The sequence below is a fragment of the Enterobacter cloacae complex sp. IR5403 genome, from assembly GCF_049238705.1.
Classification (GTDB): Bacteria; Pseudomonadota; Gammaproteobacteria; order Enterobacterales; family Enterobacteriaceae; genus Enterobacter; species Enterobacter hormaechei_C.
This window is the reverse complement of the sequence record NZ_JBMKHP010000001.1, coordinates 345705-371593: the sequence shown is the minus strand read 5'-3', so window position 1 is coordinate 371593 and position 25889 is coordinate 345705. Positions and strand designations below refer to the sequence as shown.

Annotated in this window: 21 protein-coding genes; 11 read left to right on the top strand and 10 right to left on the bottom strand. The window is 56.4% G+C overall.

What is annotated here, in order from left to right; all coding sequences use genetic code 11:
- Positions 1-7 precede the first annotated feature (7 nt).
- From ACOTW6_RS01790 to ACOTW6_RS01770, 5 genes are all read left to right on the top strand, one after another.
- A complete protein-coding gene (locus tag ACOTW6_RS01790; RefSeq protein WP_017693376.1) occupies positions 8-895 on the top strand; it encodes a transporter substrate-binding domain-containing protein in 888 nt (295 codons plus the stop codon).
- Between the two features lie 41 nt (positions 896-936).
- Positions 937-1554, top strand: a complete 618-nt coding sequence (locus ACOTW6_RS01785) for a glutathione S-transferase family protein (protein ID WP_096205883.1) — start codon at positions 937-939, stop codon at positions 1552-1554.
- A 37-nt stretch (positions 1555-1591) separates the two neighbouring features.
- Entirely contained in the window at positions 1592-1822 is a 231-nt protein-coding gene (pptA, locus tag ACOTW6_RS01780; RefSeq protein ID WP_121478916.1) for a tautomerase PptA, read from the top strand.
- A gap of 186 nt (positions 1823-2008) precedes the next feature.
- Positions 2009-3010, top strand: a complete 1002-nt coding sequence (locus ACOTW6_RS01775) for a Kdo(2)-lipid IV(A) acyltransferase (RefSeq protein WP_213788804.1) — start codon at positions 2009-2011, stop codon at positions 3008-3010.
- 91 nt (positions 3011-3101) lie between these two features.
- Entirely contained in the window at positions 3102-3743 is a 642-nt protein-coding gene (locus ACOTW6_RS01770) for a DNA-binding protein (protein WP_121479453.1), read from the top strand.
- Here the strand turns inward: ACOTW6_RS01770 and ACOTW6_RS01765 are convergent.
- Positions 3736-4035, bottom strand: a complete 300-nt coding sequence (locus ACOTW6_RS01765) for an ArsR/SmtB family transcription factor (RefSeq protein WP_000612740.1) — start codon at positions 4033-4035, stop codon at positions 3736-3738. The genes ACOTW6_RS01770 and ACOTW6_RS01765 overlap by 8 nt on opposite strands.
- A 161-nt stretch (positions 4036-4196) precedes the next feature.
- Here ACOTW6_RS01765 and fusA point away from each other — a divergent pair, with 161 nt between their 5' ends.
- Entirely contained in the window at positions 4197-6296 is a 2100-nt protein-coding gene (gene fusA, locus ACOTW6_RS01760; protein ID WP_121478918.1) for an elongation factor G, read from the top strand.
- Between the two features lie 48 nt (positions 6297-6344).
- Here fusA and ACOTW6_RS01755 read toward each other — a convergent pair whose 3' ends face one another.
- Positions 6345-6917, bottom strand: coding sequence for a flavin reductase family protein (locus ACOTW6_RS01755; protein ID WP_017382293.1), 573 nt, complete (start codon positions 6915-6917; stop codon positions 6345-6347).
- A gap of 105 nt (positions 6918-7022) precedes the next feature.
- On the opposite strand from ACOTW6_RS01755, the gene nhoA reads away from it, so the two are divergent.
- Entirely contained in the window at positions 7023-7868 is an 846-nt protein-coding gene (nhoA, locus tag ACOTW6_RS01750; RefSeq protein WP_015570465.1) for an N-hydroxyarylamine O-acetyltransferase, read from the top strand.
- Positions 7869-7948: 80 nt separating this feature from the next.
- Here nhoA and narI read toward each other — a convergent pair whose 3' ends face one another.
- The 6 genes from narI to ACOTW6_RS01720 all read right to left on the bottom strand — a co-directional run bounded on the left by narI (position 7949) and on the right by ACOTW6_RS01720 (position 16841).
- Positions 7949-8629: a respiratory nitrate reductase subunit gamma gene (narI, locus tag ACOTW6_RS01745; protein ID WP_121478919.1), complete on the bottom strand. Its 681-nt coding sequence runs from the start codon at positions 8627-8629 to the stop codon at positions 7949-7951.
- A complete protein-coding gene (gene narW / locus ACOTW6_RS01740; protein WP_121478920.1) occupies positions 8626-9321 on the bottom strand; it encodes a nitrate reductase molybdenum cofactor assembly chaperone in 696 nt (231 codons plus the stop codon). Before narW ends, narI begins: the two co-directional genes overlap by 4 nt.
- Positions 9321-10865, bottom strand: a complete 1545-nt coding sequence (gene narH, locus ACOTW6_RS01735; protein ID WP_022651229.1) for a nitrate reductase subunit beta — start codon at positions 10863-10865, stop codon at positions 9321-9323. The genes narW and narH overlap by 1 nt, the downstream gene beginning before the upstream one ends.
- On the bottom strand, positions 10862-14602 hold the full coding sequence (locus tag ACOTW6_RS01730) for a nitrate reductase subunit alpha (protein ID WP_213788802.1): 3741 nt from the start codon (positions 14600-14602) through the stop codon (positions 10862-10864). The genes narH and ACOTW6_RS01730 overlap by 4 nt, the downstream gene beginning before the upstream one ends.
- Before the next feature lie 67 nt (positions 14603-14669).
- Positions 14670-16055: a NarK family nitrate/nitrite MFS transporter gene (locus ACOTW6_RS01725; RefSeq protein ID WP_213788801.1), complete on the bottom strand. Its 1386-nt coding sequence runs from the start codon at positions 16053-16055 to the stop codon at positions 14670-14672.
- Between the two features lie 210 nt (positions 16056-16265).
- Complete coding sequence (locus tag ACOTW6_RS01720; protein WP_063132683.1) at positions 16266-16841, bottom strand: TetR family transcriptional regulator; 576 nt, start codon at positions 16839-16841, stop codon at positions 16266-16268.
- 116 nt (positions 16842-16957) lie between these two features.
- Between ACOTW6_RS01720 and ACOTW6_RS01715 the strand changes: the two genes are divergently transcribed.
- The gene (locus ACOTW6_RS01715; RefSeq protein ID WP_063132684.1) at positions 16958-18448 is read left to right on the top strand and encodes an MFS transporter; all 1491 of its coding nucleotides are present in this window, start codon (positions 16958-16960) and stop codon (positions 18446-18448) included.
- A gap of 45 nt (positions 18449-18493) precedes the next feature.
- On the opposite strand, the gene ompC is transcribed toward ACOTW6_RS01715, so the two are convergent.
- Both ompC and yddG read right to left on the bottom strand, forming a co-directional pair.
- Positions 18494-19567 carry a porin OmpC gene (gene ompC / locus ACOTW6_RS01710; protein ID WP_213788800.1) on the bottom strand — a complete coding sequence of 358 codons (1074 nt, stop codon included), beginning with the start codon at positions 19565-19567 and terminating at the stop codon, positions 18494-18496.
- Positions 19568-20194: 627 nt separating this feature from the next.
- Positions 20195-21073, bottom strand: coding sequence for an aromatic amino acid DMT transporter YddG (yddG, locus tag ACOTW6_RS01705; protein ID WP_421766222.1), 879 nt, complete (start codon positions 21071-21073; stop codon positions 20195-20197).
- A gap of 220 nt (positions 21074-21293) precedes the next feature.
- On the opposite strand from yddG, the gene fdnG reads away from it, so the two are divergent.
- Genes fdnG through fdnI form a run of 3 tightly spaced genes read left to right on the top strand, consistent with a single transcriptional unit; the run spans position 21294 to position 25886 of the window.
- The gene (gene fdnG / locus ACOTW6_RS01700) at positions 21294-24341 is read left to right on the top strand and encodes a formate dehydrogenase-N subunit alpha (RefSeq protein ID WP_213788798.1); all 3048 of its coding nucleotides are present in this window, start codon (positions 21294-21296) and stop codon (positions 24339-24341) included.
- Between the two features lie 11 nt (positions 24342-24352).
- The gene (fdxH, locus tag ACOTW6_RS01695; RefSeq protein WP_003857048.1) at positions 24353-25237 is read left to right on the top strand and encodes a formate dehydrogenase subunit beta; all 885 of its coding nucleotides are present in this window, start codon (positions 24353-24355) and stop codon (positions 25235-25237) included.
- Positions 25230-25886: a formate dehydrogenase-N subunit gamma gene (fdnI, locus tag ACOTW6_RS01690; protein ID WP_063132687.1), complete on the top strand. Its 657-nt coding sequence runs from the start codon at positions 25230-25232 to the stop codon at positions 25884-25886. Before fdxH ends, fdnI begins: the two co-directional genes overlap by 8 nt.
- Positions 25887-25889: the final 3 nt, after the last annotated feature.

Genomic DNA, 25889 nt, shown 5'->3' with positions numbered 1-25889 from the left:
AGCGCAGATGAAATATGGACTCCTGGCGGGGCTGGTCTTCACGACGGCGAGCCACGCCAGCATTGATTTAAAGGCCAACGAACAGCCGCTGCCGGTGACGGTTGATCAACAGGCGGTGGCGAAAATCCCGGCGAACTATAAATTTGTTGAGCCGGGGACCCTCACGGTAGCAATTTCAGCCCTGAATTCTCCGCCGCTGGCGCTGCTGGCCAGTGATAACCGCACCCGTATTGGCAGCGACCCGGATATCGCCCGGTTGCTGGCGGGCAGCCTGGGGCTGAAGCTGAAACTGGTGCCAACGGCGTGGGAAGACTGGCCGCTGGGGATCACTTCCGGGCGCTATGACGTGGCGTTGGTGAATATCGCTGTCACCGAGCAACGTAAGGCGAAGTTCGATTTTGCGACCTATCGCGTCGATTCCCTCGCCTTCTCGGTAAAATCCACCAGCAACGTACAGTCGATCACCCGTGCGAAAGATCTGGCCGGTAAAAAGGTGATTGTCGGGTCAGGCACCAATCAGGAGCGTATTCTGCTGGGCTGGAACGAAGAGAATAAAAAGGCCGGGCGCGAGCCTGCGTTGCCGGTTTATCTGACCGACGACGCCTCAGGCAATCTTTATATTCAGTCCGGCAGGGCGGATGTGTTCTTTGGACCGCAGTCCGTTTCTGCCTATAAAGCCGCGTTAACCGGCAAAACCCGCGTCGTGGGATTAGGGCCGAAGAAAGCCTATGTCGCCACCACAACCAAAAAAGGCAATGGGCTGGTGTATGCGTTGCAGGCTGCGCTGGACGGTGCGATTAAGCGCGGGGAGTATCAAAAGGTGCTGGCGCGCTGGGGAGAAGCGGGCGAAGCGGTGACGTCTTCAGACGTTAATCCGCCCGGGATAACCTACTAATGGTGCTCTACACTTAGGGTTTTCATCCCTGAGGGGGCAACATGATCAAACTCTATGGCGTACCCGGCTGGGGATCGGCAATCAGTGAAGTGATGCTGACTCTGGCAGACATCCCGTATCAGTTCGTCAACGTGGACGGGTTTGACCAGCCCGGCCCGCAGCGCGAATTGCTATTGAAACTGAACCCGCTGTGCCAGGTGCCGACGCTGGAGCTGGAAAACGGGGCGATCGTGACGGAAACCGCGGCTATCGCCCTGATGGTGCTCGACAGACGTCCCGACCTCGCGCCGCCCGTAGGGCAGGCCGAGCGTCAGCGGTTTCAGCGCCTGCTCATCTGGTTTGTGGCGAACGTCTATCCCACCTTTACGTATGCAGACTACCCGGAACGCTGGGTGCCTGATGCCCCGGAACAGCTGAAGAAAAATTGCATTGAGTACCGAAAATCGCTCTATCTGTGGTTCGACAGCCAGCTCAGCGCCTCGCCGTTTGCGTTTGGCAAACAGCTGACGCTGCTTGACGTCTATATCGCCGTTGCGCGTACCTGGGGGCCACGCCATGAGTGGTTTGCCACTAACACGCCTAATATTACCGCCGTCGCGGATGCCGTCTGCGCGCTGCCGGAACTGCACAAGGTGCTAAAAGCTAACGATATAATCTGATAACGTGGAACGCTCATCTATAAAAGGAGCCCTGCCCATGCCACACGTTGACATCAAATGTTTTCCACGCGATCTGACTGACGAACAAAAAACGGCCCTGGCGGCGGATATCGCCGAAGCGATCGCCCGTCACCTGAACAGTAAAGATCGCTCAATCTCCGTGGCGCTTCAGGAGGTTCAGGAAGCTGACTGGAAGACGCGGGTCTGGGATACCGAGATCGGCCCGAAACTGGATGAACTGATTAAGAAGCCCGGTTATTCAATGTAACTTGCCTGCCGGGTGGTGCAATATCACCCGGCGCACCTCGCTTTTATTCCCTTTCGCAAAAATCGATAATAAAAACCATAACGATTCCGCTACAATTCATCCTTCCGAACAATATTCGTTAAATCAGCAGGTAAGCACTGCAACTGCACCAGATTAAGTACAAATTAGTAAAAGGATAATTTTTCCATGACAAAATTACCTCAGTTTTCACTTGCCTTTATTCATCCTCGTTACTGGCTCAGCTGGGCAGGCATTGCCGCGCTCTGGTGCACGGTTCAGCTTCCGTACCCGCTGCTGTTAAAAACAGGTCACGGGCTTGGGCGTCTGGCTATGCGCCTGCTTCCACGCCGCGTGGAGATCGCCAGACGAAATCTTGAGCTTTGCTTTCCTGATATGAAAGAGGACGAGCGCGAGGGTTTACTTGAGCGTAATTTTGAATCGGTTGGAATGGGCGTCATCGAAACCGGGATAGCGTGGTTCTGGCCAGACTGGCGCGTACGGAAACACTTCAGCGTGACCGGCTACGAACATATGGAACAGGCGCGGGCGCAAGGAAGGGGCGTGGTGCTCATTGGCATGCATTTTCTCACGCTGGAATTAGGCGCACGTATCTTTGGCATGCTCAACGCGGGTATTGGTGTGTATCGTCCCAACAATAATGCGTTGCTCGACTGGCTGCAAACGCGCGGTCGTCTGCGTTCCAATAAAACCATGCTTGACCGCTATGACCTGAAGGGCATGATCCGCGCGCTGAAGCAAAACGAGATCCTGTGGTATGCCCCGGACCACGACTATGGCAAAACGAATAGCGTGTTTGTGCCGTTTTTTGCCGTCCCGGACGCCGCGACAACTGCCGGGAGCTACATGCTGGTGAAAAGTGCCAGATCTGCCGTGATCCCGTTTGTACCGCGCCGAAAAGCAGACGGCACAGGGTATGAGCTGATTATTCTGGAAGATATCAGCGATACCTTGCAGGGAGGCGATAAAGCGTCGGTAGCCACGCAGATGAACAGAGCAATTGAGCGCGCCGTGATGATGGCGCCTGAGCAATATATGTGGCTGCATCGCCGGTTCAAAACCCGCCCCGAAGGCCAGCCGGACCGGTATAAACGCAAAAAACAGATCCCATCTTCTGCAAGAACCTTATCTGCCAGCGATATTTCGGGCCGGTCGAGTATCCAGCAGTAGCCCGGCAGGGCGGATGCCGGTGCGCTCCGCCCTTTATAAATCCGGCCGCGCTGGATAGAATTACCGCATCCACATTGACGGGATGCCCCACATGACCGGAAGAGTCGATTATCATCTTGAAAAATACCTCCTCACCGAAGCCGGCGAGCCGGAACGTCTGACGCGCCAGTGGGCGGAGGTGATGCGCGAGTGTCATGACCAGAAATCCGGGGCAGAAGAGCGGCTGCGTCTCGCGCTACTGAACGTGGATTATGTGACCAGCTTTGAGCTTCCCTTCCGGTTACTTCTTACCCGCGCACCGCAGCTGATTGATGGCATCAGAAATGAGTTTCAGCTCAGTCAAAAAAATGTCCTGTTCAACGGGAAGCGGTTTGGCTGCGTCTACAGCCTTAAACAGGATTTGAACGGCATTCCCGATGAATTTACCTACCACCTGAAGACCCGTATTCAGCGAATCGATGCGTCCGGCGGATCGGAAGTGCCTTACCGGCAAATCGCTCAGCAGGTGAAAGCCCCCCGCGAGCGCCTCCAGCTGGCGCTGGAGCAGGGGCTTACGGTCACCGCGCTTGACGGGCTTTTCTGGTTTGGCCTCCAGCGCATAGCCGCCGACGTGCAGCGGTTAAGGAAGACCGGGATGAGGATAGTGACGTCCGATACGGAGGTGTTCGACACCCTTACCGGAACAACACGGCGCATTCCGGTTTATCGTCTAGAGGTCGCTGCCGCTACTTAGCCTGGAGCAGGATCGCCAGCAGTCCAGGAAAGCGGGCGTCCAGATCTTCTCTTCTCAGTGAGATCATATTCTCGCGCCCCTGCGGGCGCTGCCAGATCACGCCACTGTCGCGCAGCACGCGCCAGTGGTGAGTCATAGTGGATTTCACCACCTCTTCCGGGCGCAGCGCGTTACAGCTCAGTTCGCTGCCGTCGGCCAGCCTGCGGATAATCGCTAATCGCAGCGGGTTGCCGAGGGCGAACAGCACATTTTCCAACACTATCTGTTCAGGTTCCGGGTGGTTTGGGATCATCGTTTTCCTGCGTCTCGCGTGAGATTGAGCTATATCAACAATAGGTCAACCGTTAAAAAATAGTTCGATAATACTTGTACAATGGGACTATTATAACAAACGAACGAACACGCGACCATCCCGGTCATCACAAACCAGTCATGAAGACTTAAGGAAATATCATGCCCCGACCCATTCCACTCGAACGTTATCGCAACATCGGTATCTCCGCGCATATCGATGCGGGCAAAACAACCACCACTGAGCGCATCCTGTTTTACACCGGGATGAGCCACAAGCTGGGTGAAGTACACGATGGCGCGGCAACCACCGACTGGATGGCGCAGGAGCAGGAGCGCGGGATCACCATTACGTCGGCGGCGGTGAGCTGTTTCTGGCCCGGTATGGACAGAGGCTTTGAACCGCACCGCATCAATATTATCGACACCCCCGGGCACGTGGATTTCACCATTGAGGTGGAACGTTCCATGCGTGTGCTCGACGGCGCGGTAATGGTCTATGACTCCGTCGGTGGTGTGCAACCGCAGTCGGAGACCGTCTGGCGTCAGGCGAATAAATATCACGTCCCGCGCCTGGCATTTGTCAACAAAATGGACCGCCCGGGTGCGGATTTCTTCCGCGTGGTGCGGATGATGCAGGAGCGGCTGAAAGCCAATCCGGTCCCGATTGTGATCCCCGTGGGAGCAGAAGAACACTTCACCGGCGTGGTGGATCTCATCAAGATGCGCACCATTCTGTGGGACGATGCGACGCAGGGCATGGCGTTCAGCTATGCGCCAGTGCCTGACGATCTGCTGAGCACCGCCCAGGCGTGGCGAGAAAAAATGGTTTCGGCTGCGGCAGAAGCCAGCGATGAGCTTATGGATAAGTACCTTGAGACGGGCGAACTGGATGAAGCAGAAATCATCCAGGGGCTGCGCGTCCGGACCATCTCCGGCGAAATCCAGCCGATGCTGTGCGGCAGCGCTTTCAAGAACAAAGGCGTGCAGCGCATGCTCGACGCGGTAATTGAATTGATGCCGTCTCCACTGGACGTGCCCGCTATTGATGGGGTAGACGAAGACGGACAGCACGCCGAGCGCCACCCAAGCGATGATGAACCGTTCTCGGCGCTGGCCTTCAAGCTGATGAGCGATCCGTACGTTGGCCAGCTGACCTTTATCCGCGTCTATTCCGGCATACTGCGCAAAGGCGACGCGGTGTACAACCCGGTGAAGGGCAAGAAAGAGCGTATCGGGCGCATCGTGCTGATGCATGCCAACGATCGCCATGAGGTGGACGAGCTGCGCGCAGGGGATATCGCAGCCTGTGTCGGGCTGAAAGACGTTACTACCGGTGACACGCTGACCGACCCGAATGCGGTGATCACCCTTGAACGGATGGAGTTCCCGGACCCGGTTATTTCGCTGGCGATTGAGCCGAAAACCAAGGCCGATCAGGAGAAAATGGGGATCGCCCTACAGCGCCTGGCGGCGGAAGATCCGTCGTTCCGCCTGCACACGGACGAAGAGTCCGGTCAGACCATCATCTCCGGGATGGGCGAGTTGCATCTGGAGATCATCGTCGACCGCATGAAGCGCGAGTTTGGCGTTGAGGCGAACATTGGTCGTCCGCAGGTCACCTACCGTGAAACCCTGCGTAAAGCGGTGAAGGATATTGAAGGTAAATTTGTCCGACAGTCCGGTGGGAAAGGGCAGTACGGTCATGTGGTCCTGAGCCTTGAGCCTTTAGCCGCCGGGAGTGGTTTTGTGTTTGAAGATGCCACCAAAGGCGGGGTGGTGCCGCGGGAGTACATCCCGTCGGTGGAAAAAGGCTTGCGAGAAGCCATGAATACGGGAGTGCTGGCGGGCTATCCGGTGGTGGATGTGAAAGCGACCCTGACGTTTGGGTCCTACCATGACGTTGACTCCTCGGAGATGGCCTTCCGCATGGCGGCGATCCTCGGCTTCAAAGAGGGCGCACGGCGGGCGGATCCGGTTATTCTTGAGCCGGTGATGCACGTTGAGGTGGAAACGCCGGAAGAGTACGCCGGGAACATTATGGGCGATCTCTCCTCCCGTCGCGGCATGGTGCAGGGGATGGCAGAGCAGTACGGCAGCCAGATTATTCGCGCTGACGTCCCGCTGGCTGAGATGTTTGGCTACGCTACCACGCTGCGCTCGATGTCCCAGGGGCGCGCGACGTATACGATGGAGTTCCATCATTTTGCGGAAGCTCCGCGGAATGTGGCGGATGAGATTATTGCGAAGCGTGTTAAGTAATAAAAAGCCCTCTTCCTCAGGAAGAGGGCTTTTCTTTTTTGAGAAGCCTTAATCCAGCGCCTTCACCATTTTCCCGCTCGCGACAAACGTACCCGCACCCAGATGATGCAGCGTATTCAGCTTATCCCCGTCAAACTGCCAGCGTCCGGCGACAAATGCGCGTTCATCCGCCGCGGCGGAAACCACTTCGCCAAACAGAGTGTCATATTTCTCGGCCGCAGAGGTTACAGGTAATAACCGGCACTCCATCCACGCCAGACATTTCTCTTCTATAACCGGCAGGCCAAGCTCAGGGCCATAAATAACCGGGATCCCGTAGCAGTTAAATTTATCCTCGTCGCGCCCGCTGACGCTGCCGACCGCCCAGGTCCAGTTGGCTGCCGCCACGCCGGGGATCACAATGCCGAATTTCCCGCTGCGTTCGATCAACTCCCGTGACCACGCGCTTTTGTCTACCACAATCGCGATACGCGGGGGCTCAAATTCCACCGGCATAGACCATGCGGCGGCCATGACGTTGCGACGATCGATGGTCTCATCCCGGCTGGTGATGAGCACGGTTGGACCGTGATTCAGAAGACGGCTGGCATGGCGTAATTCAACAGGGCGAAAGTGGTTCATAGGATCTCCTCATGTACACGATGAGTATGACGAAAAAGCACTTTTGCGCATATGCATAAGGGAAAATAGTTTATAAACAGGGGATATCACATCCTGGAGCAAATCATGTCCCCATTTCTGAGTGCTTATTTCGCCCGCACGGGCTGGCAGCAGCCCGTACAGGTTGATATCGATACCCTGCGGGGGCTGCATTTACACCATAACTGCGCAATCCCTTTCGAAAATATCGATGTTGTTTTGCCGCGTGAAATCCATCTGGACGACGGGTGTCTGGTGGATAAACTGGTCACCGCACGTCGGGGGGGGTATTGCTTCGAGCAAAACGGCCTGTTTGAGCGGGTGTTGCGCGAAGTCGGTTTTACGGTGCGCAGCGTGCTGGGGCGGGTTGTGCTGGCTAATCCGTCGCAGATGCCGCCACGCACGCACCGGTTGCTGCTGGTTGAGCTGAACGGCGAGCGCTGGATCGCCGATGTGGGATTTGGCGGACAAACGCTGACGGCGCCGATTCGTTTGATCGCTAACGAGGAGCAGGAAACCCCGCACGGGAGTTATCGTTTGCTGAGCGAGGGTAACGACTGGGTACTGCAATTCCGCCATCACGAGCACTGGCAGTCGATGTACCATTTCGACCTGGCGACCCAGTATTTCAACGATTACGTGATGGGAAACTTCTGGTCGGCGCACTGGCCGCAGTCCCATTTCCGTCATCACCTGCTGATGTGTCGCCACCTGCCGGACGGGGGCAAGCTGACGCTGACCAACTTTAATTTTACCCACTGGCAGAACGGTCATGTGGAGGAGCAGATCCATTTGCCGGATGCGGAGGCGCTGTATAAGCTGATGCAGGCGCGGTTTGGCCTGGGCGTTGATGACCCGAAGCACGGCTTTACCCTCGCCGAGCTGACGGCCGTGATGGCGGGGTTTGATACGCATCCACAGGCAGGTAAATAGCCCGGTGGCGGCTACGCCTTACCGGGCCAACAGCGGCTTGAAACGTAGGTCGGGTAAGGCGAAGCCGCCACCCGACAAAATCAACGGCGCGATCTCACTATCTGATACCGACGGGTGAAGTACTCAAACGGCGCGCTCCACACGTGCACCAGGCGGGTGAACGGGAAGATAAGGAAGATCGTCATCCCCAGCACCAGATGCACGCGGAAGATTGGCGCGACGCCGCTCAGCATTTCCGACGAACCGCCCTTAAACGTCACGATCCCCTGCGCCCAGCCGACCAGCTTCATCATCTCGCTTCCGTCAGGATACTGGGCGGAGAAAGGAATGGTCGACAGCCCAAGGATGCACTGAAGCAGCAGGATACTCATGATGATAATATCCGGCGTGGTGGACGTGGCGCGCACCCGCTGGTTGAACAGGCGGCGGTAAAGCAGCATCGACCCGCCAATCAGCGTTAGCACCCCGCAAATGCCCCCCGCAATCATGGCTAACTGCTGTTTAACCGCGATGGGTAAAAACCAGGCGTACATCCAGTGCGGGGTTAACATGCCGAACAGGTGCCCGAAGAAGATCCCCAGAATGCCGATATGAAACAGGTTAGAGCCCCAGTTCATCCCGCGCTTGCTGAGCATCTGGCTTGACGAGGCGCGCCATGTGTACTGCCCGTAGTCGTAGCGCAACCAGCTACCGAGGAAAAAGACGGTGGCGCAGATGTACGGATAAATGTCATAGAAAAACACGTTCAGGTAATGTGTCATTTTGGGCCTCCGGCGCTGACGTCCACGTACTGCGGCGCGACGTCCTGGCTAAAGCGTCGTTGATATTGCTGCATCGGCGAGCTGTCGCACGATGTGGCATTGTCTTCAATAAACTTCACCTGTTCCTCTTCCCACACGGCGTCCAGCGCCTGACGGGTATCATCCCGTTTTTCACCGGACACCTGTTTCGCCACGCTGTCGCTGGAAAGGCGCGTTCCGGCCAGCGTCAGTAGGGCGTCAAACAGCTGGTAATGTGCCACCTCACGCTGTTTCAGGCGGCCACCAATCAGCGCCAGGATCGGCGCGACGTTTTGCAGCCCTTCGCGCGCTTCGTCGTCGGTAACGATGCTAAGGTACTCCAGGTAGAGTGGCAGATAGTCCGGCAGCTCGCGGCAGTCCAGCTGAAGGCCCGCTTTCTCATACTGGCTCATCAAATCGACCATCGCCTGACCGCGATCGCGAGACTCGGCGTGAACATGCTCGAACAGCAGTAGCGAGGTTGCGCGACCACGTTCAAACACTTCACACCATTCAGCCTGCTTATCCAGCAGCGGGGCGCTCAGGTGCTGCTGCGCAAACGGCAGCAGCATGGGCGCGTCCTGTTCAACCAGGGAAAGCGCTTCGTCACGGTTTTCCCACAGCAGCTCATCGGGATACTCAATGAGCAGCGCGATGATTTTGAGGATTTGCATTACTCTCCCTCCCCGTGATCGCGCACTTCAGTGATGTTGATCGCGTCGATGCGGCTGCTGTTGAAGAGGTTGAATTTGGTGTCGGAGCCGTGGCAGCCGTCGCCAAAGGTGAAGCCGCAGCCGTTTTTCTCCGGGAAGGCGTCGCGCGCCATTTCTCGGTGGCTGGTCGGGATCACGAAGCGGTCTTCGTAGTTGGCAATCGCCAGATAGCGGTACATCTCCTCAACCTGCGCTTCGGTCAGGCCCACTTCTTCGATGGCGCGGGTGTCGGTCACGCCTTCCACGGTCTGGGAACGCTTGTAGTGGCGCATCGCCATCATGCGCTTCAGGGCGCGCAGCACCGGACCGGTATCGCCCGCGCTGAGCATGTTTGCCAGGTACTGCACCGGAATGCGCAGGCTTTCGACCGCAGGCAGCACGCCGTCGCTCTGCGGCAAACCACCTGCGTCGGCGTAGGACTGAATCGGTGACAGCGGCGGCACATACCAGACCATTGGCAGGGTGCGGTATTCCGGATGCAGCGGCAGGGCAAGCTTCCAGTCCATCGCCATTTTGTAAACCGGGGAACGCTGTGCCGCGTCAATGACGTTCTGCGGAATACCCTGTTTCAGCGCTTCCTCAATCACCGCCGGATCGTTCGGGTTAAGGAACACGTCGCACTGACGCTCGTACAGGTCGGTCTCATGCTCGGTGCTCGCTGCCTCCTCGATACGGTCCGCATCGTACAGCAGCACGCCGAGATAGCGGATGCGCCCGACACAGGTTTCCGAGCAGACGGTCGGCTGGCCGGATTCAATGCGCGGATAGCAGAAGATGCACTTCTCTGATTTGCCGCTTTTCCAGTTGAAGTAGATTTTCTTGTACGGGCAGCCGCTGATGCACAGACGCCAGCCGCGGCATTTGTCCTGGTCGATCAGCACAATGCCGTCCTCTTCGCGCTTGTAAATCGCACCGCTCGGGCAGGTGGCGACGCAGCTCGGGTTCAGGCAGTGCTCGCACAGGCGCGGCAGATACATCATGAAGGTGTTTTCAAACTGACCGTACATCTCTTTCTGGATCTTCTGGAAGTTGCGGTCGCGGGCGCGTTTTTCGAACTCGCCGCCCAGCAGCTCCTCCCAGTTGGGCCCCCATTTGATTTTATCCATTCGCTTGCCGTCGATCAGCGAACGGGGGCGGGCGGTAGGGAGGTGGTCTCCCTCCGGCGCACGGTGCAGATCCTGGTAATCGAAGGTGAAGGGCTCATAATAATCGTCAATCTGCGGCAACACGGGGTTGGCGAAAATCTTCGACAGCACGCCCATTTTGCCGCCGAGGCGCGGCGTTAGCTTGCCGTGAATGCCGCGGATCCAGCCGCCTTGCCACTCATCCTGATCTTCCCAGTTTTTCGGATAGCCGATACCCGGTTTGGTTTCGACGTTGTTAAACCATGCGTACTCCATCCCTTCGCGCCCGGTCCAGACGTTCTTACAGGTGACCGAGCAGGTGTGGCAGCCAATGCATTTATCGAGATTCAGTACCATGCCAACCTGTGAGCGTATTTTCATTTTTTCGCCTCCTGTACCTGATCCCGACCTTCGCCGTCCAGCCAGTTAATGTTTTTCATTTTGCGGATCATGATGAACTCGTCGCGGTTCGAGCCGACGGTGCCGTAATAGTTGAAGCTGTACGCCAGCTGCGCGTAGCCGCCGATCATGTGGGTCGGTTTCGGGCAGACGCGGGTGACCGAGTTGTGGATCCCGCCGCGCCGTCCGGTTACTTCTGACCCCGGAATGTTCAGGATGCGCTCCTGAGCGTGGTACATCATGGTCATGCCCGGCGGCACGCGCTGGCTGACCACCGCGCGGGCGGTGAGGGCGCCGTTGGCGTTAAAGGCTTCGATCCAGTCGTTGTCCTCAATGCCCAGCTCGCGCGCGTCGGTTTCGCTGATCCAGACGATTGGCCCCCCGCGCGACAGGGTCTGCATCAGCAGGTTTTCGCTGTAGGTGGAATGAATGCCCCATTTCTGGTGCGGCGTCAGGAAGTTAAGCGCCTTTTCCGGGAAGCCGTTCGGCGGGATCTCGCGCATATGGGTGACGCTGCGGGTATCAATCGGTGGACGATAGGCCACCAGACTCTCCCCGAAGGCGCGCATCCAGGCATGATCCTGATACAGCTGCTGGCGGCCCGAAATCGTGCGCCACGGGATCAGCTCGTGAACGTTGGTGTAGCCCGCATTATACGAGACGTGCTCGCTCTCAAGGCCGGACCACGTCGGGCTGGAGATAATTTTGCGCGGCTGCGCCTGAATATCGCGGAAGCGGATTTTCTCGTCTTCTTTGTTCAGCGCCAGATGGGTGTGATCGCGCCCGGTCAGTTCGCCGAGGGCTTCCCAGGCTTTGACCGCAACCTGACCGTTAGTTTCTGGCGCAAGGGCGAGGATCACCTCTGAAGCGTCAATGGCGGTCTCGATGCGCGGACGACCTTTCGCCGGGCCGTCGGCCTTGACGTAATTGAGCTTGCCGAGGAAATCGACCTCATTCTGGGTGTTCCACGATATGCCTTTTCCGCCGTTGCCGAGCTTGTCCAGCAGCGGCCCAAGGGCCGTGAAGCGCTCGTAGGTTTCCGGATAGTTGCGCTCGACGACTGCAATGTTTGGCGCGGTTTTGCCGGGGATCAGATCGCATTCGCCTTTGCGCCAGTCCTGAATATCAAACGGCTGCGACAGTTCCCCCGGTGAATCATGCTGTAGCGGCTGTAGCACCACGTCAGTCTCGGTGCCGAGATGTCCGACGCACACTTCAGAGAACACTTTGGCGATGCCCTTGTAGATCTCCCAGTCGCTGCGGGACTCCCACGCCGGGTCAACGGCGGCGGAAAGCGGGTGAATAAACGGATGCATGTCCGAGGTATTCATATCGTCTTTTTCATACCAGGTGGCGGTGGGCAGGACGATATCCGAGAACAGGCAGGTGCTGGACATACGGAAATCGAGCGTCACCAGCAGATCCAGCTTGCCCTCAATGGCGGCGGTTTGCCATTCCACCTCTTCAGGTTTCACGTCGTCCGTTGAGCCTAAATCCTCACCCTGAATACCGCTCTCGGTGCCAAGCAGGTATTTCAGCATGTATTCATGGCCTTTCCCGGACGAACCGAGCAGGTTAGAACGCCAGACGAACAGGTTGCGCGGGTGGTTCTTACCGTTGTCCGGCTGTTCGCAGGCGAAGCGAATATCACCCGATTTTAACGCCTGCACGGTGTAATCCTGCGGCGACATCCCGGCGGCGTCGGCGCGAGCTTTCACGTGCAGCGGGTTGAGGTTGAGCTGCGGCGCGGAAGGGAGCCAGCCCATGCGCTCGGCGCGGACGTTGAAATCAATAAGGTGACCGGTAAACTTCGATGCGTCTGCAAGGGGAGAAAGCAGTTCCTGTGCGGTGAGCTTCTCATAGCGCCACTGGCTGGCGTGGTTGTAGAAGTACGATGTGCTGTTCATCTGGCGCGGCGGACGGTTCCAGTCCAGCGCGAAGGCCAGCGGCAGCCAGCCGGTTTGCGGGCGCAGCTTTTCCTGGCCGACATAGTGCGACCAGCCGCCGCCGCTCTGCCCGACGCAGCCGCAGAAGACCAGCATGTTGATCATCCCGCGGTAGTTCATGTCCATGTGGTACCAGTGGTTCACACCGGCCCCGAGGATGATCATCGACCGTCCGTGGGTTTTGTGCGCCGTGTCGGCAAATTCACGGGCGATTTTTTCAATCAGGTAAGCGGGGACGCCGGTAATCTGTTCGCCCCAGGCCGGGGTGTAGGCTTTTATCTCGGCGTAGTTTGCCGCCGCATTACTGTCTTCCAGACCGCGATCGAGGCCGTAGTTTGCGAGCACCAGATCGTACACGCTCACCACGCGTCTCTGGCTGCCGTCGGCCAGGGTCAGGGTTTTACTCGGTACGCGGCGCGTCAGCACTGGCTCCTGCTTCACGCTGCGGAAATGCGGGTTCTCGTTTCCGCCGAAGTACGGGAAGGCCACGTCTGCCACGCTGTCGTGGGTGATGAGCAGGGAAAGCGTCAGCTCGGTTTCCTGTCCCGCGGCCAGCGACTCCAGGTTCCATTTGCCTTTTTCACCCCAGCGGAAGCCGATGGAACCATTCGGCGCCACCAGATTTCCGGCCACGTCAAAGGCGATGGTTTTCCACTCCGGGTTGTTGGTTTCGCCCAGCCCGTCGGCCAGATCCGACGCGCGCAGCATGCGGCCCGGCACCACGCGACCGTCAGCCTGTTCATCCAGCAGAACCAGCATTGGCATGTCGGTGTAGCGGCGGCAATAGTTGAGGAAGTACTCGCTCGGGTTATCGAGGTGGAACTCTTTAAGGATCACATGTCCCATCGCCATGGCAAGGGCGCTGTCGGTACCCTGTTTGGGGGCCAGCCACTGGTCGCTGAGCTTCGCCACCTCCGAGAAATCCGGCGTAATGGCGACGGTCTTGGTGCCTTTGTAACGCACTTCGGTAAAGAAGTGGGCGTCCGGGGTGCGCGTCTGCGGCACGTTTGAGCCCCAGGCAATGATATAACTGGAGTTGTACCAGTCCGCCGATTCCGGCACGTCGGTCTGTTCGCCCCAGGTCATCGGCGACGCCGGAGGCAGATCGCAGTACCAGTCATAGAAGCTCAGGCAGGTGCCGCCGAGCAGGGAGAGATAGCGCGTACCGGCGGCATAAGAGACCATCGACATCGCCGGAATTGGGGAGAAACCGGCCACGCGATCAGGGCCGTAATTTTTGATGGTCCAGACGTTAGCGGCAGCAATCAGCTGGTTAAGCTCTTTCCAGTTTGAGCGGATAAAACCGCCTTTTCCGCGCGCTTTCCTGTAGCTCTGCGCTTTCTGCGGATCGTTCTGGATGGCATCCCAGGCCAGCACCGGATCGGTATGCTGCGCCAGCGCCTCGCGCCAGAGTTCGATCAGCCTGCGGCGTACCAGCGGGTACTTGAGACGGTTGGCGCTGTAGAGATACCAGGAGTAACTTGCGCCACGCGGGCAGCCGCGCGGTTCGTGGTTAGGCAGGTCAGGGCGGGTGCGCGGGTAGTCGGTCTGCTGGGTTTCCCAGGTCACCAGGCCATTTTTGACATAAATCTTCCAGCTACAGGAGCCGGTGCAGTTAACGCCGTGGGTGGATCGCACAATTTTATCGAACTGCCAGCGCTGACGGTAGCTGTCCTCCCAGTCGCGGTTGGTGTGGTACACCTGCCCGTGCCCATCGGCGAAACTGTCGCCTTTTGTTTTGAAGTAACGGAAGCGGTCCAACAGTTTGCTCATGACATTTCTCCTGCTTCGATAGCATGGCCGGAGGGTGAGGCATCACGCTCCGGCGAAGATGTAGTTATTATTTTTGTGAGGATTTGCGGCCGTACACCAGCCAGGTGACGAGCACGCAGACGATGTAAAACACGAGGAAGACTTTCATGGCGCCCACCGGAGAACCGGTCATCGCCAGGGATGTGCCAAAGGCTTTGGGAATAAAGAACCCGCCCACCGCACCGATGGCAGAGATAAAGCCCAGCGCGGCAGCCGTTTCAGTCACCGCTTCATGCTGCGCCTGTTCGTCGCTCCCACCCTGTTTTTTCACGCGGTCGAGGGTGATTTGGCGAAAGATAATCGCGATCATCTGGAAGGTCGAGCCGCTGCCCAGGCCTGCGGTGAGGAACAGGCCCATAAAGACCAGATAGAAGGCGATAAAACTGCCTGAACCAGAGCCGGGCAGCGTCAGGAAAATCAGGGCGCTAAAGATGGCCATAAAGACGAAGTTGATCAGCGTCACCCGTACGCCGCCCAGCCTGTCCGAGATCATCCCGCCCGCGGAGCGCGCCAGGGCGCCAATCAGCGGACCAAAGAAGGCGAGGTGGAGGATATTCACGTCCGGAAACTGGGTTTTTGACAGCATAGCAAAGCCTGCCGAGAAACCGATAAACGAGCCGAAGGTGGCCAGATAAAGCAGGCTCAGCAGCCAGAGATGAAAGCGCTTAAGCACCGGAAGCTGGCTGGCAATGGACGCTTTCGAGCTGGCAATGTCGTTCATGCCAAAAAACGCCGCAAGGGTGGCAAGAATCAGCAGCGGGGCCCAGATCCACGCCGCGTTCGCCAGCCACATCGTCGAGCCATCCTCCTGCGGTACGCCGTGCACGCCGAGGAAGGTAAACATCGGCAGGAAAATCACCAGCGGCGCAACCAGCTGCATCACGCTCACGCCCAGGTTACCCAGCCCGCCGTTAATGCCCAGCGCGCTACCCTGTCTGGCTTTCGGGAAGAAGAAGCTGATGTTTCCCATGCTGGAAGCGAAGTTGGCGCCGGCAAAACCGCACAGCAGTGCGATGATGATAAAGATCCAGTAAGGCGTAGCGGTATTCTGGATGGCGATCCCAAGCCAGACACAGGGCACGACCAGGATCACGGTGCTCAACACGGTCCAGTAACGTCCGCCAAATATCGGCACCATAAAAGAATAGGGGACACGCAATATCGCGCCGGAGAGAGAAGGTAATGCCGTTAGCATAAAAAGCTGATCGGTGCTGAAATTAAATCCGACCTTATTAAGGTTTACCGCAATAGCGCTAAACAACATCCAGACACAAAACGCGAGAAGCAAACACGCCACGGAAATCCACAGGTTTCTTCGTGCGATATGTTTCCCTTTATTCTCCCAAAATTGCGCGTTTTCCGGTTTCCAGTTACTCAACAGATGCTGATTACTCTTCTCGCTTTGATGTGACATATCACCCTCTTGCTTACCAAAATGGAGAGAAAAAAGAAGTAAAAACAGAAAGATACCTGTCGGCAGTTTGTAGAAATTATTGGATGTTATGGGATACATCTGAAAGGATAGATAAAAAAGCGAATCCCTGAGTTTGGAATGGGAATCAGGGTTCGCTTTATGTGTTACTAATTGTAACTATTTGCGGAAATTAATACCCCGATGGGAGTATTAAAACAATTCGAGGGAGATAAGTTTATCCAGATGCTTATTAAATGCCGCGTCGTCCATTTCAGGCATATTTAATACGTATATGCCATCCAGGCCACATACCAGACCAATTAAACGCCAGGCGATATTTTCCGGCTGGTCAGCAAGCGTAAAGGCGTTGGCTTCCCCCCCGGCGCGGATAATCGCGACCGTTTCCTGGTGCCACATCTCCATAGTCAAAACGTAGGCGCCTTTGATATCGCTATCCCGGCTGGCGAGAATTTGCGCCTCCCGCCACAGTCGAATGTAGGGCTCAAACCCGCCGTCATCGCTGCCGAGCATGGCATGCAGGCGCTCGCGCCAGCCAGCGTTTTCGCCAACGATTTCAGCATCCAGCAAATCGCGGATCAGCCGGACAAACGCCAGCGATTTTAGCTCGCCCGCCGACGCAAAGTGGTGATGTACCTGCCCGGTGGCGACGCCCGCTTCGGTGGCGATGCGGCGCACGGTCATTGCCGCGAATCCTTCGGTCAGCGCCACGCGCATCGCGGCCTGGAGGATCTCTTCCCGCCGCTCGTCCTTGCTCAGATAACGCATAATTTCTCACTCTCAATGGCAACGAAACGAGTGTAACAAAGAGCTGGACAAGTGTTCAACTTTACGTAGGATCGCATTCTGGACATGTGTCCAGTTTTTAACTGAAAAGGAAATTTATGTTTCGTCAGTGGTTAGCGTTAGTGATTATCGTGCTGGTGTATATCCCGGTGGCGATTGACGCGACGGTGCTGCACGTGGCGGCGCCAACATTGAGCATGACGCTGGGTGCCAGCGGCAACGAATTGCTGTGGATTATTGATATTTATTCGCTGGTGATGGCGGGGATGGTGCTGCCGATGGGCGCGCTGGGCGATCGCATAGGTTTTAAGCGCCTGCTGATGATTGGCAGCGTGCTGTTTGGCCTGTCATCGTTAGCGGCGGCTTTTGCGCCGTCCGCGGGCTGGCTGATTGCCGCCCGCGCGTCGCTGGCGATAGGCGCGGCGATGATTATTCCGGCTACGCTTGCGGGGATCCGCACCCTGTTTATTGATGCGCGGCATCGTAATATCGCCCTCGGCGTCTGGGCTGCCGTTGGGTCGGGCGGCGCGGCGTTTGGCCCGCTGATTGGCGGCATGTTGCTGGAGCACTTTTACTGGGGGTCGGTGTTCCTGATTAACGTGCCGATCGTGCTGATCGTGGTTTCGCTTGCTGCGCGCTTTGTGCCTGCTCAGCAGGGGCGGCCCGAGCAGCCGCTCAATATCAGCCATGCCATTATGCTGATTGTAGCGATTTTACTGCTGGTCTATAGCGCCAAAACCGCCCTGAAAGGGGTGCTGTCGCCGTGGATGGTGGCCTGTACGCTGCTTACCGGGGCGGTGATGCTGTTTATCTTCGTCCGTATCCAGCTGCGCGCGCGCGTGCCGATGATCGACATGCGCCTGTTTTGCCATCGCATTATTTTAAGCGGCGTGGTCATGGCGATGACCGCCATGATTGCGCTGGTGGGCTTTGAACTGCTGATGGCGCAGGAGTTGCAGTTCGTGCATGGTTTTACGCCGTTTGAAGCAGGGACATTCATGCTGCCGGTGATGGTGGCGAGCGGATTTAGCGGGCCGATCGCGGGTGTGCTGGTCGGGCGTCTGGGGCTACGCATTGTCGCGGCCGGAGGCATGGGGCTTAGTGCGGTCAGTTTTATCGGCCTGTCGACGCTCGATTTCAGCACCCAACAGTGGCAGGCGTGGAGCCTGATGGTGCTGCTGGGCTTCAGTGCCGCCAGCGCACTGCTGGCCTCGACGTCAGCGATCATGGCTGCCGCGCCGAAAGAGAAAGCGGCCGCCGCAGGCGCAATCGAAACCATGTCCTACGAGCTGGGTGCTGGTCTGGGGATCGCCATTTTCGGTTTGCTGTTAACCCGCAGCTTTTCGGCGTCAATTGTACTGCCGCAGGGGCTGAGCGCGTCGCTGACCGATAAAGCCTCGTCGTCCATCGGTGAAGCGATGAAGGTGGCGCAGGAGCTGACGCCGTCGCTGGCCGAGCCGGTGATGACGGCGGCGAAAACCGCGTTCATCACCTCGCACAGCGTGGCCCTGGGTAGTGCGGGAGGCATGCTGCTGATTCTGGCGGTGGGGATCTGGTTTAGTCTGGCGAAGGTCGGAGGGCAGCAGTAATAAAAAAGGCCAGCCGCGAGGGCTGGCCTTTTGAACTAACAGATCTTAGAACTGGTAGGTCAGACCCACAGCCACGATGTTGTCGGTAGCCACTTTGGCATCTTTGGTGAACTGGCTGTCATCCACGAGGTTGATTTTATAATCAACGTAGGTGGACATGTTTTTGTTGAAGTAGTAGCTCGCGCCAACGTCAATGTATTCAACCAGGTCCTGGTCGCCATAAGAACCGATGTCTTTACCTTTGGATTTCAGGTAAGCGATGGACGGACGCAGACCGAAGTCGAACTGGTACTGAGCCACAACTTCAAAGTTCTGCGCTTTGTTGGCAACGTGACCGTTACCGAACGCCGTCATGTTGCGGGTTTCAGAGTAGGTGGTTGCCAGGTAGATGTTGTTCGCATCGTACTTCAGGCCAGCAGCCCAGACTTCTGCGTTTTCGCCACCGGCGTTCAGGTTGCTTGCAGCACGAACCTGACGGTCGGTACGGTCAGATTTCGCGTAGGTCGCACCCACACCGAAGCCGTCGAATTCATAAGTAGAAGACAGACCCCAGCCGTCACCGTTGGATTCGGTGATCTCTGAACGGTCGTTTTTACCCTGGTACTGGGCAGCCACGTTCAGGCCGTCAACCAGACCAAAGAAGTCGGTGTTTCGGTAGGTTGCAACGCCAGTGGTACGGCCGGTCATGAAACCGTCAGTCTGCGTCCAGGTATCGCCACCGAACTCTGGCAGAACGTCAGTCCACGCGCCGATGTCATAAGCCACACCGTAGTTACGACCGTAGTCGAAGGAACCGAATTCATCGAATTTCAGACCAGCGTACGCCAGACGGGTTTTGTTGCCGTCGGAACCCTGCGCTTCAGAGCGATTGCCCTTGAACTCATATTCCCACTGGCCGTATCCGGTCAGCTGATCGTTGATCTGAGTTTCACCTTTGAAGCCCAGACGAACATATGTTTTGTCACCGTCGCTACCAGCATCATCAGAAAAATAGTGCAGACCAGTAACTTTGCCGTACAGATCCAGTTTGTTACCGTCTTTGTTAAAAACTTCAGCCGCGTTAACAACGCCTGCTGCCAACATGGAAGTCACTGCCACTGCAACTAATTTAAGTTTCATCTTAAATAATCCTTATAATTTTATTTAGGTATTTCCTAAGCCAAATGAGCGATTTTTAAACGAGGCTTATCGTCAATGGCAGACTATTTTTAAAATTCCGTAGACTGCTTTCAATAATAAGTTTCAAAATATTAAAGATAATTTCAATTAGTGTGATCCCGATCGGGTAAATTGCCCTTAAATCGCCCAATCAGGTTAATATATAGACATAAATTGATTATTAACCAACCACGATAATATGGCTGTAAATAATTGTCGGACGTTTTAATTTTTCGGGGGAATTAAAGGGGTTTGACAGAGAGTATCAACGCGTGAGGTGCAATAACATGTTTTAAAACATCAGCTTATAGATTTTTCGGTGAGCCAAAGCCTGTTTTTTAAATGAAATATTCAGAAATAAACTATTGCGCTTTGTGCTATATAGCGCGGTAATATTGGCGCTGAATTAATTACCTTTGTTGTCAGTTTATGTCAATTTTCACAACGACTCTGACTTTCTAAAAGCACTCTATACAGAAATTTTAGTAGCCTCGAATGTTACGAATTATATTCTAGGGTGTGATCACATATTAAAATATTGTTAATATTTTGCCGGGTATATTGGGTACCCGGCACAAAATAAAAATACTATTTGCGCGTGGCATACCAGCACAGTAACGATCCGGCGCAGACCATTAATGCCCCTTGCCAGAATGAGAATGAAAGCGGAGAACTCAGCACAATAGCCGCCAGCGCGGCGGAAAGCACGGGCGTGAAATAAGAGACAGCCGCAAGCACCGTGACGTTACCGTGAAGAATACCGATATTCCAGGCGGCGTAGCCAAAGCCAAGGGCAACCCCACACATCAATAGCTTCACCACTACCGGGACGCTGAACACCATTTCGGGCTGATCGCTGACGGCATATTTGACCCACAGGCTCAGGGCGGTCAGCAGGACGAAAAGGGTAATGCCATTTTGCCCTTTGGCATACCTGCTGGTGACGGTGCAGTAGGCGGCCCAGATAAAAGCGCCAGCAAACGCCAGCCCATAACTTAGCGGGCTGGAGACGACGTTCTGCATGATGTCATTCAGTTGCAGACCGTTTTCGCCACCTAAAACCCAGCACACCCCCAACAGCGAGATGAGAAGCCCAGGGATGACCCACAGGGTGGTTTTTTGCCCGTTGAACAAAATCGCGAACGCAATCGTCAGGCTTGGCCACAGATAATTGACCATACCGACTTCAATCGCCTGTGAGCGCGTCGCGGCATATCCCAGCGACAGGGCCAGGCACATCTCATAGCTGACAAACAGGATGCTGCCCGCCAGAAGATAGCGCGTGGAAAAACGCAGAAGATCGGGAAAACCCACCGTCACCAGACACAACAGCCCGCTGACGGTGTAAATCATTGCCGCGCCGCCCACCGGGCCCAGTCCTTCACTGACGCTGCGGATGAGACCCACCATGGTGCTCCACAACAATATGGCCGCCAGGCCCGTCAGCGTTGCTCTTTTTCTGTCCATTACCCTGCCAGTCTTCTAAAAATCAAAGGGAAAACTTATAGCATCTATCCGCTTCACCTGGCGAATTTTCTCAGGGGCAGATACCCCGAAAAGAGTAGCAAATCGTACCAGCAGTGACTATTTGGGGGGCTAAGTATAGCGACCTTGATTTGACGCAATAAAAAAAGGGGCTTTGCTGTTAGTTTGCCGCGCGAAGTCTTATCAGATAACGAGGACAACAATGGACGTCAGCCGCAGACAATTTTTTAAAATCTGCGCGGGCGGTATGGCCGGAACAACAGCCGCAATGCTGGGATTCGCTCCCAAAATGGCGCTGGCTCAGGCACGCAACTATAAACTGCTGCGCGCGAAAGAGATCCGTAACACCTGCACATACTGCTCCGTGGGTTGTGGGCTATTAATGTATAGCCTGGGTGATGGCGCGAAGAACGCCAAAGAAGCGATTTATCATATTGAAGGGGACCCGGACCATCCGGTGAGCCGCGGGGCGCTTTGCCCGAAAGGGGCGGGGCTGCTGGACTACGTCCACAGTGAAAACCGTCTGCGCTACCCGGAATATCGTGCGCCGGGCTCTGACAAATGGCAGCGTATCTCCTGGGACGAAGCCTTCTCCCGAATTGCAAAACTGATGAAAGCGGATCGCGACGCCAACTTTATTGAGAAGAACGAGCAGGGCATCACGGTAAACCGCTGGACCTCCACCGGGATGCTGTGTGCCTCTGCGGCAAGTAATGAGACCGGCATGCTGACGCAAAAATTTGTGCGCTCCCTCGGCATGCTGGCGGTTGATAACCAGGCGCGCGTCTGACACGGACCAACGGTAGCAAGTCTTGCTCCAACATTTGGTCGCGGTGCGATGACCAACCACTGGGTTGATATCAAAAACGCTAACGTCGTGGTGGTAATGGGCGGTAACGCCGCTGAGGCCCATCCGGTGGGATTCCGCTGGGCGATGGAAGCGAAAAACAACAACGATGCGACGCTGATTGTCGTCGATCCACGCTTTACGCGTACGGCATCGGTGGCTGATATCTATGCGCCGATCCGCTCCGGTACGGATATTACGTTCCTTTCCGGCGTACTGTTGTACCTGATCGAAAACAATAAGATTAACGCGGAATACGTTAAGCATTACACCAATGCCAGCCTGCTGGTGCGGGAAGATTTCGCCTTCGAAGATGGTCTGTTCAGCGGCTATGACGCAGAGAAACGTCAGTACGATAAATCATCCTGGAACTATCAGTTCGACGAAAACGGCTACGCGAAACGCGATGAGACCCTGAGCGATCCGCGCTGCGTGTGGAACCTGCTGAAACAGCACGTTTCCCGCTATACGCCGGACGTGGTGGAAAACATCTGCGGTACGCCGAAAGCGGACTTCCTGAAAGTGTGTGAAGTGCTGGCCTCCACCAGTGCCGCCGACAGAACCACCACGTTCCTGTACGCGCTGGGCTGGACGCAGCATACCGTGGGCGCGCAGAACATTCGCACCATGGCGATGATCCAGCTGCTGCTCGGCAACATGGGGATGGCCGGTGGCGGCGTGAACGCCCTGCGCGGACACTCTAACATTCAGGGCTTAACCGACCTCGGCCTGCTGTCGACCAGCCTGCCGGGTTACCTGACCCTGCCGTCCGAGAAGCAGACCGACTGGCAAAGCTGGCTTGACGCCAACACGCCAAAAGCGACGCGTCCGGACCAGGTGAACTACTGGAGTAACTATCCGAAGTTTGCCGTCAGTCTGATGAAATCGTTCTACGGCGACGCGGCGCAGAAAGAGAATGACTGGGGCTTTGAGTGGTTGCCGAAATGGGACCAGGCTTACGATGTCATCAAGTATTTCAATATGATGGATAAGGGCGACGTCACGGGGTATATCTGCCAGGGCTTTAACCCGGTGGCGTCATTCCCGGATAAAAACAAAGTCGTTCGAAGCCTGAGCAAGCTGAAGTACATGGTGGTTATCGATCCGCTGGTCACCGAAACGTCTACGTTCTGGCAGAACCACGGTGAATCAAACGATGTCGATCCGGCAGCGATTCAGACCGAGGTGTTCCGCCTGCCATCGACATGCTTTGCGGAAGAGGACGGTTCTATTGCCAACTCTGGCCGCTGGCTACAGTGGCACTGGAAAGGTCAGGATGCGCCGGGCGAAGCGCGTAATGACGGCGAAATTCTGGCCGGGATTTACCATCGTCTGCGCGAGATGTACCGCGCAGAAGGCGGCAAAGGCGCTGAGCCGCTGCTGAAGATGAGCTGGAACTACAAGCAGCCGGATCACCCTGAGTCCGAAGAGGTGGCAAAAGAGAACAACGGCGTGGCGCTGGCCGACCTGTACGATGCCAACGGCAATCTGGTGGCGAAGAAAGGCCAGTTGCTCAATAGCTTCGCGCTGTTGCGTGACGACGGTACCACGGCCTCGTCCTGCTGGATCTACACCGGCAGCTGGACGGAGCAGGGTAACCAGATGGCCAACCGCGATAACGCCGATCCGTCAGGCCTGGGCAATACCCTGGGCTGGGCATGGGCGTGGCCGTTGAACCGCCGCGTACTGTACAACCGTGCCTCCGCAGACGTGAACGGTAAGCCGTGGGATCCGAAACGCATGCTGATCGAGTGGAACGGCACGAAGTGGACGGGGAACGATATCCCGGACTTCAACACCGCCGCGCCGGGCAGCAACACCGGGCCGTTTATCATGCAGCCGGAAGGGCTGGGACGTCTGTTTGCCATCGACAAACTGGCAGAAGGGCCGTTCCCGGAACACTACGAGCCGATGGAAACGCCGCTCGGCACTAACCCGCTGCACCCGAACGTGGTGTCAAGCCCGGTGGTACGCATCTACGAAGACGACGTGCTGCGTTTAGGTAAAAAGGACAAGTTCCCGTATGTCGGCACCACCTACCGCCTGACCGAGCATTTCCATACCTGGACCAAGCACGCGCGGCTTAACGCCATCGCGCAGCCGGAACAGTTTGTGGAGATAAGCGAAACCCTGGCGAAGGCGAAAGGCATTGCCAACGGCGATCGCGTGAAGGTCAGCAGCAAGCGCGGCTTTATTCGCGCGGTGGCGGTGGTCACCCGTCGTCTGCAAACGCTGAACGTGCATGGCCAGCAGGTGGAAACCGTCGGCATACCGCTGCACTGGGGCTTTGAAGGGGTGGCGCAGAAAGGCTACATCGCCAATACACTGACGCCAAACGTCGGCGATTCCAACTCGCAAACGCCGGAGTATAAAGCGTTTCTGGTCAACATCGAGAAAGCGTAAGGAGCGATTAAATGGCGATGGAAACACAAGACATTATTAAACGCTCCGCGACCAACCCGATAACGCCCGCGCCTCGTGCGCGGGACTACAAGGCAGAAGTCGCCAAGCTGATCGATGTCTCCTCCTGCGTAGGCTGTAAGGCCTGCCAGGTGGCCTGCTCGGAGTGGAACGATATCCGCGACGAGGTGGGGCACTGCGTTGGGGTCTATGACAATCCTGCTGATCTAAGCGCCAAGTCCTGGACGGTGATGCGCTTTAGCGAAACCGACCAGAACGGCAAGCTGGAGTGGCTGATCCGTAAAGACGGCTGTATGCACTGTGAAGATCCGGGCTGCCTGAAGGCATGCCCGTCTGCTGGGGCAATCATTCAGTACGCCAACGGGATTGTCGATTTCCAGCAGGATAACTGCATCGGCTGCGGCTACTGCATCGCAGGCTGTCCGTTTAATATCCCGCGTCTCAATAAAGAGGATAACCGGGTCTATAAATGCACGCTATGCGTCGATCGCGTCAGCGTCGGCCAGGAGCCTGCCTGCGTGAAGACCTGTCCTACCGGGGCGATCCACTTCGGCACCAAAAAAGAGATGCTGGAAGTGGCGCAGCAGCGGGTGGATAAGCTCAAAGCGCGCGGCTATGACAAGGCCGGGATTTATAACCCGCAGGGTGTCGGCGGTACGCACGTCATGTATGTTCTGCACCACAATGACCAGCCGGAGCTGTATCACAATCTGCCGAAAGATCCGGCGATCGATACCTCAATCAACCTGTGGAAGGGGGCGCTTAAGCCGCTTTCAGCGGCGGGCTTTATCGCCACCTTTGCCGGGCTGATTTATCACTACATCGGTATCGGGCCGAATAAAGAGGTGGATGACGACGAGGAGGAGCATCATGAGTAAGTCGAAAATGATAGTGCGCACAAAATTTGTCGATCGCGCCTGTCACTGGACGGTGGTCATCTGTTTCTTCCTGGTGGCGGTATCCGGCATATCGTTCTTCTTTCCGACGCTTCAGTGGCTTACGGAAACCTTCGGGACACCGCAGATGGGGCGCATTCTGCATCCGTTCTTCGGCGTGCTGATTTTCGTGGTGCTGATGTTTATGTTCGTGCGTTTTGTTCATCACAACATCCCTGACAAGCAGGATATTCCCTGGCTAAAAGGGATTGTTGAGGTTCTGAAAGGCAACGAGCATAAAGTCGCGAAGGTGGGCAAATACAACGCCGGGCAGAAGATGATGTTCTGGACCATCATGAGTATGATTTTCGTGCTGCTGGTGACCGGAGTGATTATCTGGCGTCCGTATTTTGCGCACTATTTCCCGATTCAGGTGGTGCGTTATGCGCTGCTGATCCACGCGACCTCGGCCATTATTCTGATCCACGCCATCCTGATCCATATGTATATGGCCTTCTGGGTGAAAGGATCGATTAAAGGCATGATTGAAGGGAAGGTGAGCCGCCGCTGGGCGCAAAAACACCATCCGCGCTGGTATCGGGACGTTGAGCGTCTTGAAGCGCAAAAAGAGAGTTCAGAAGGGATGAAGTAAATG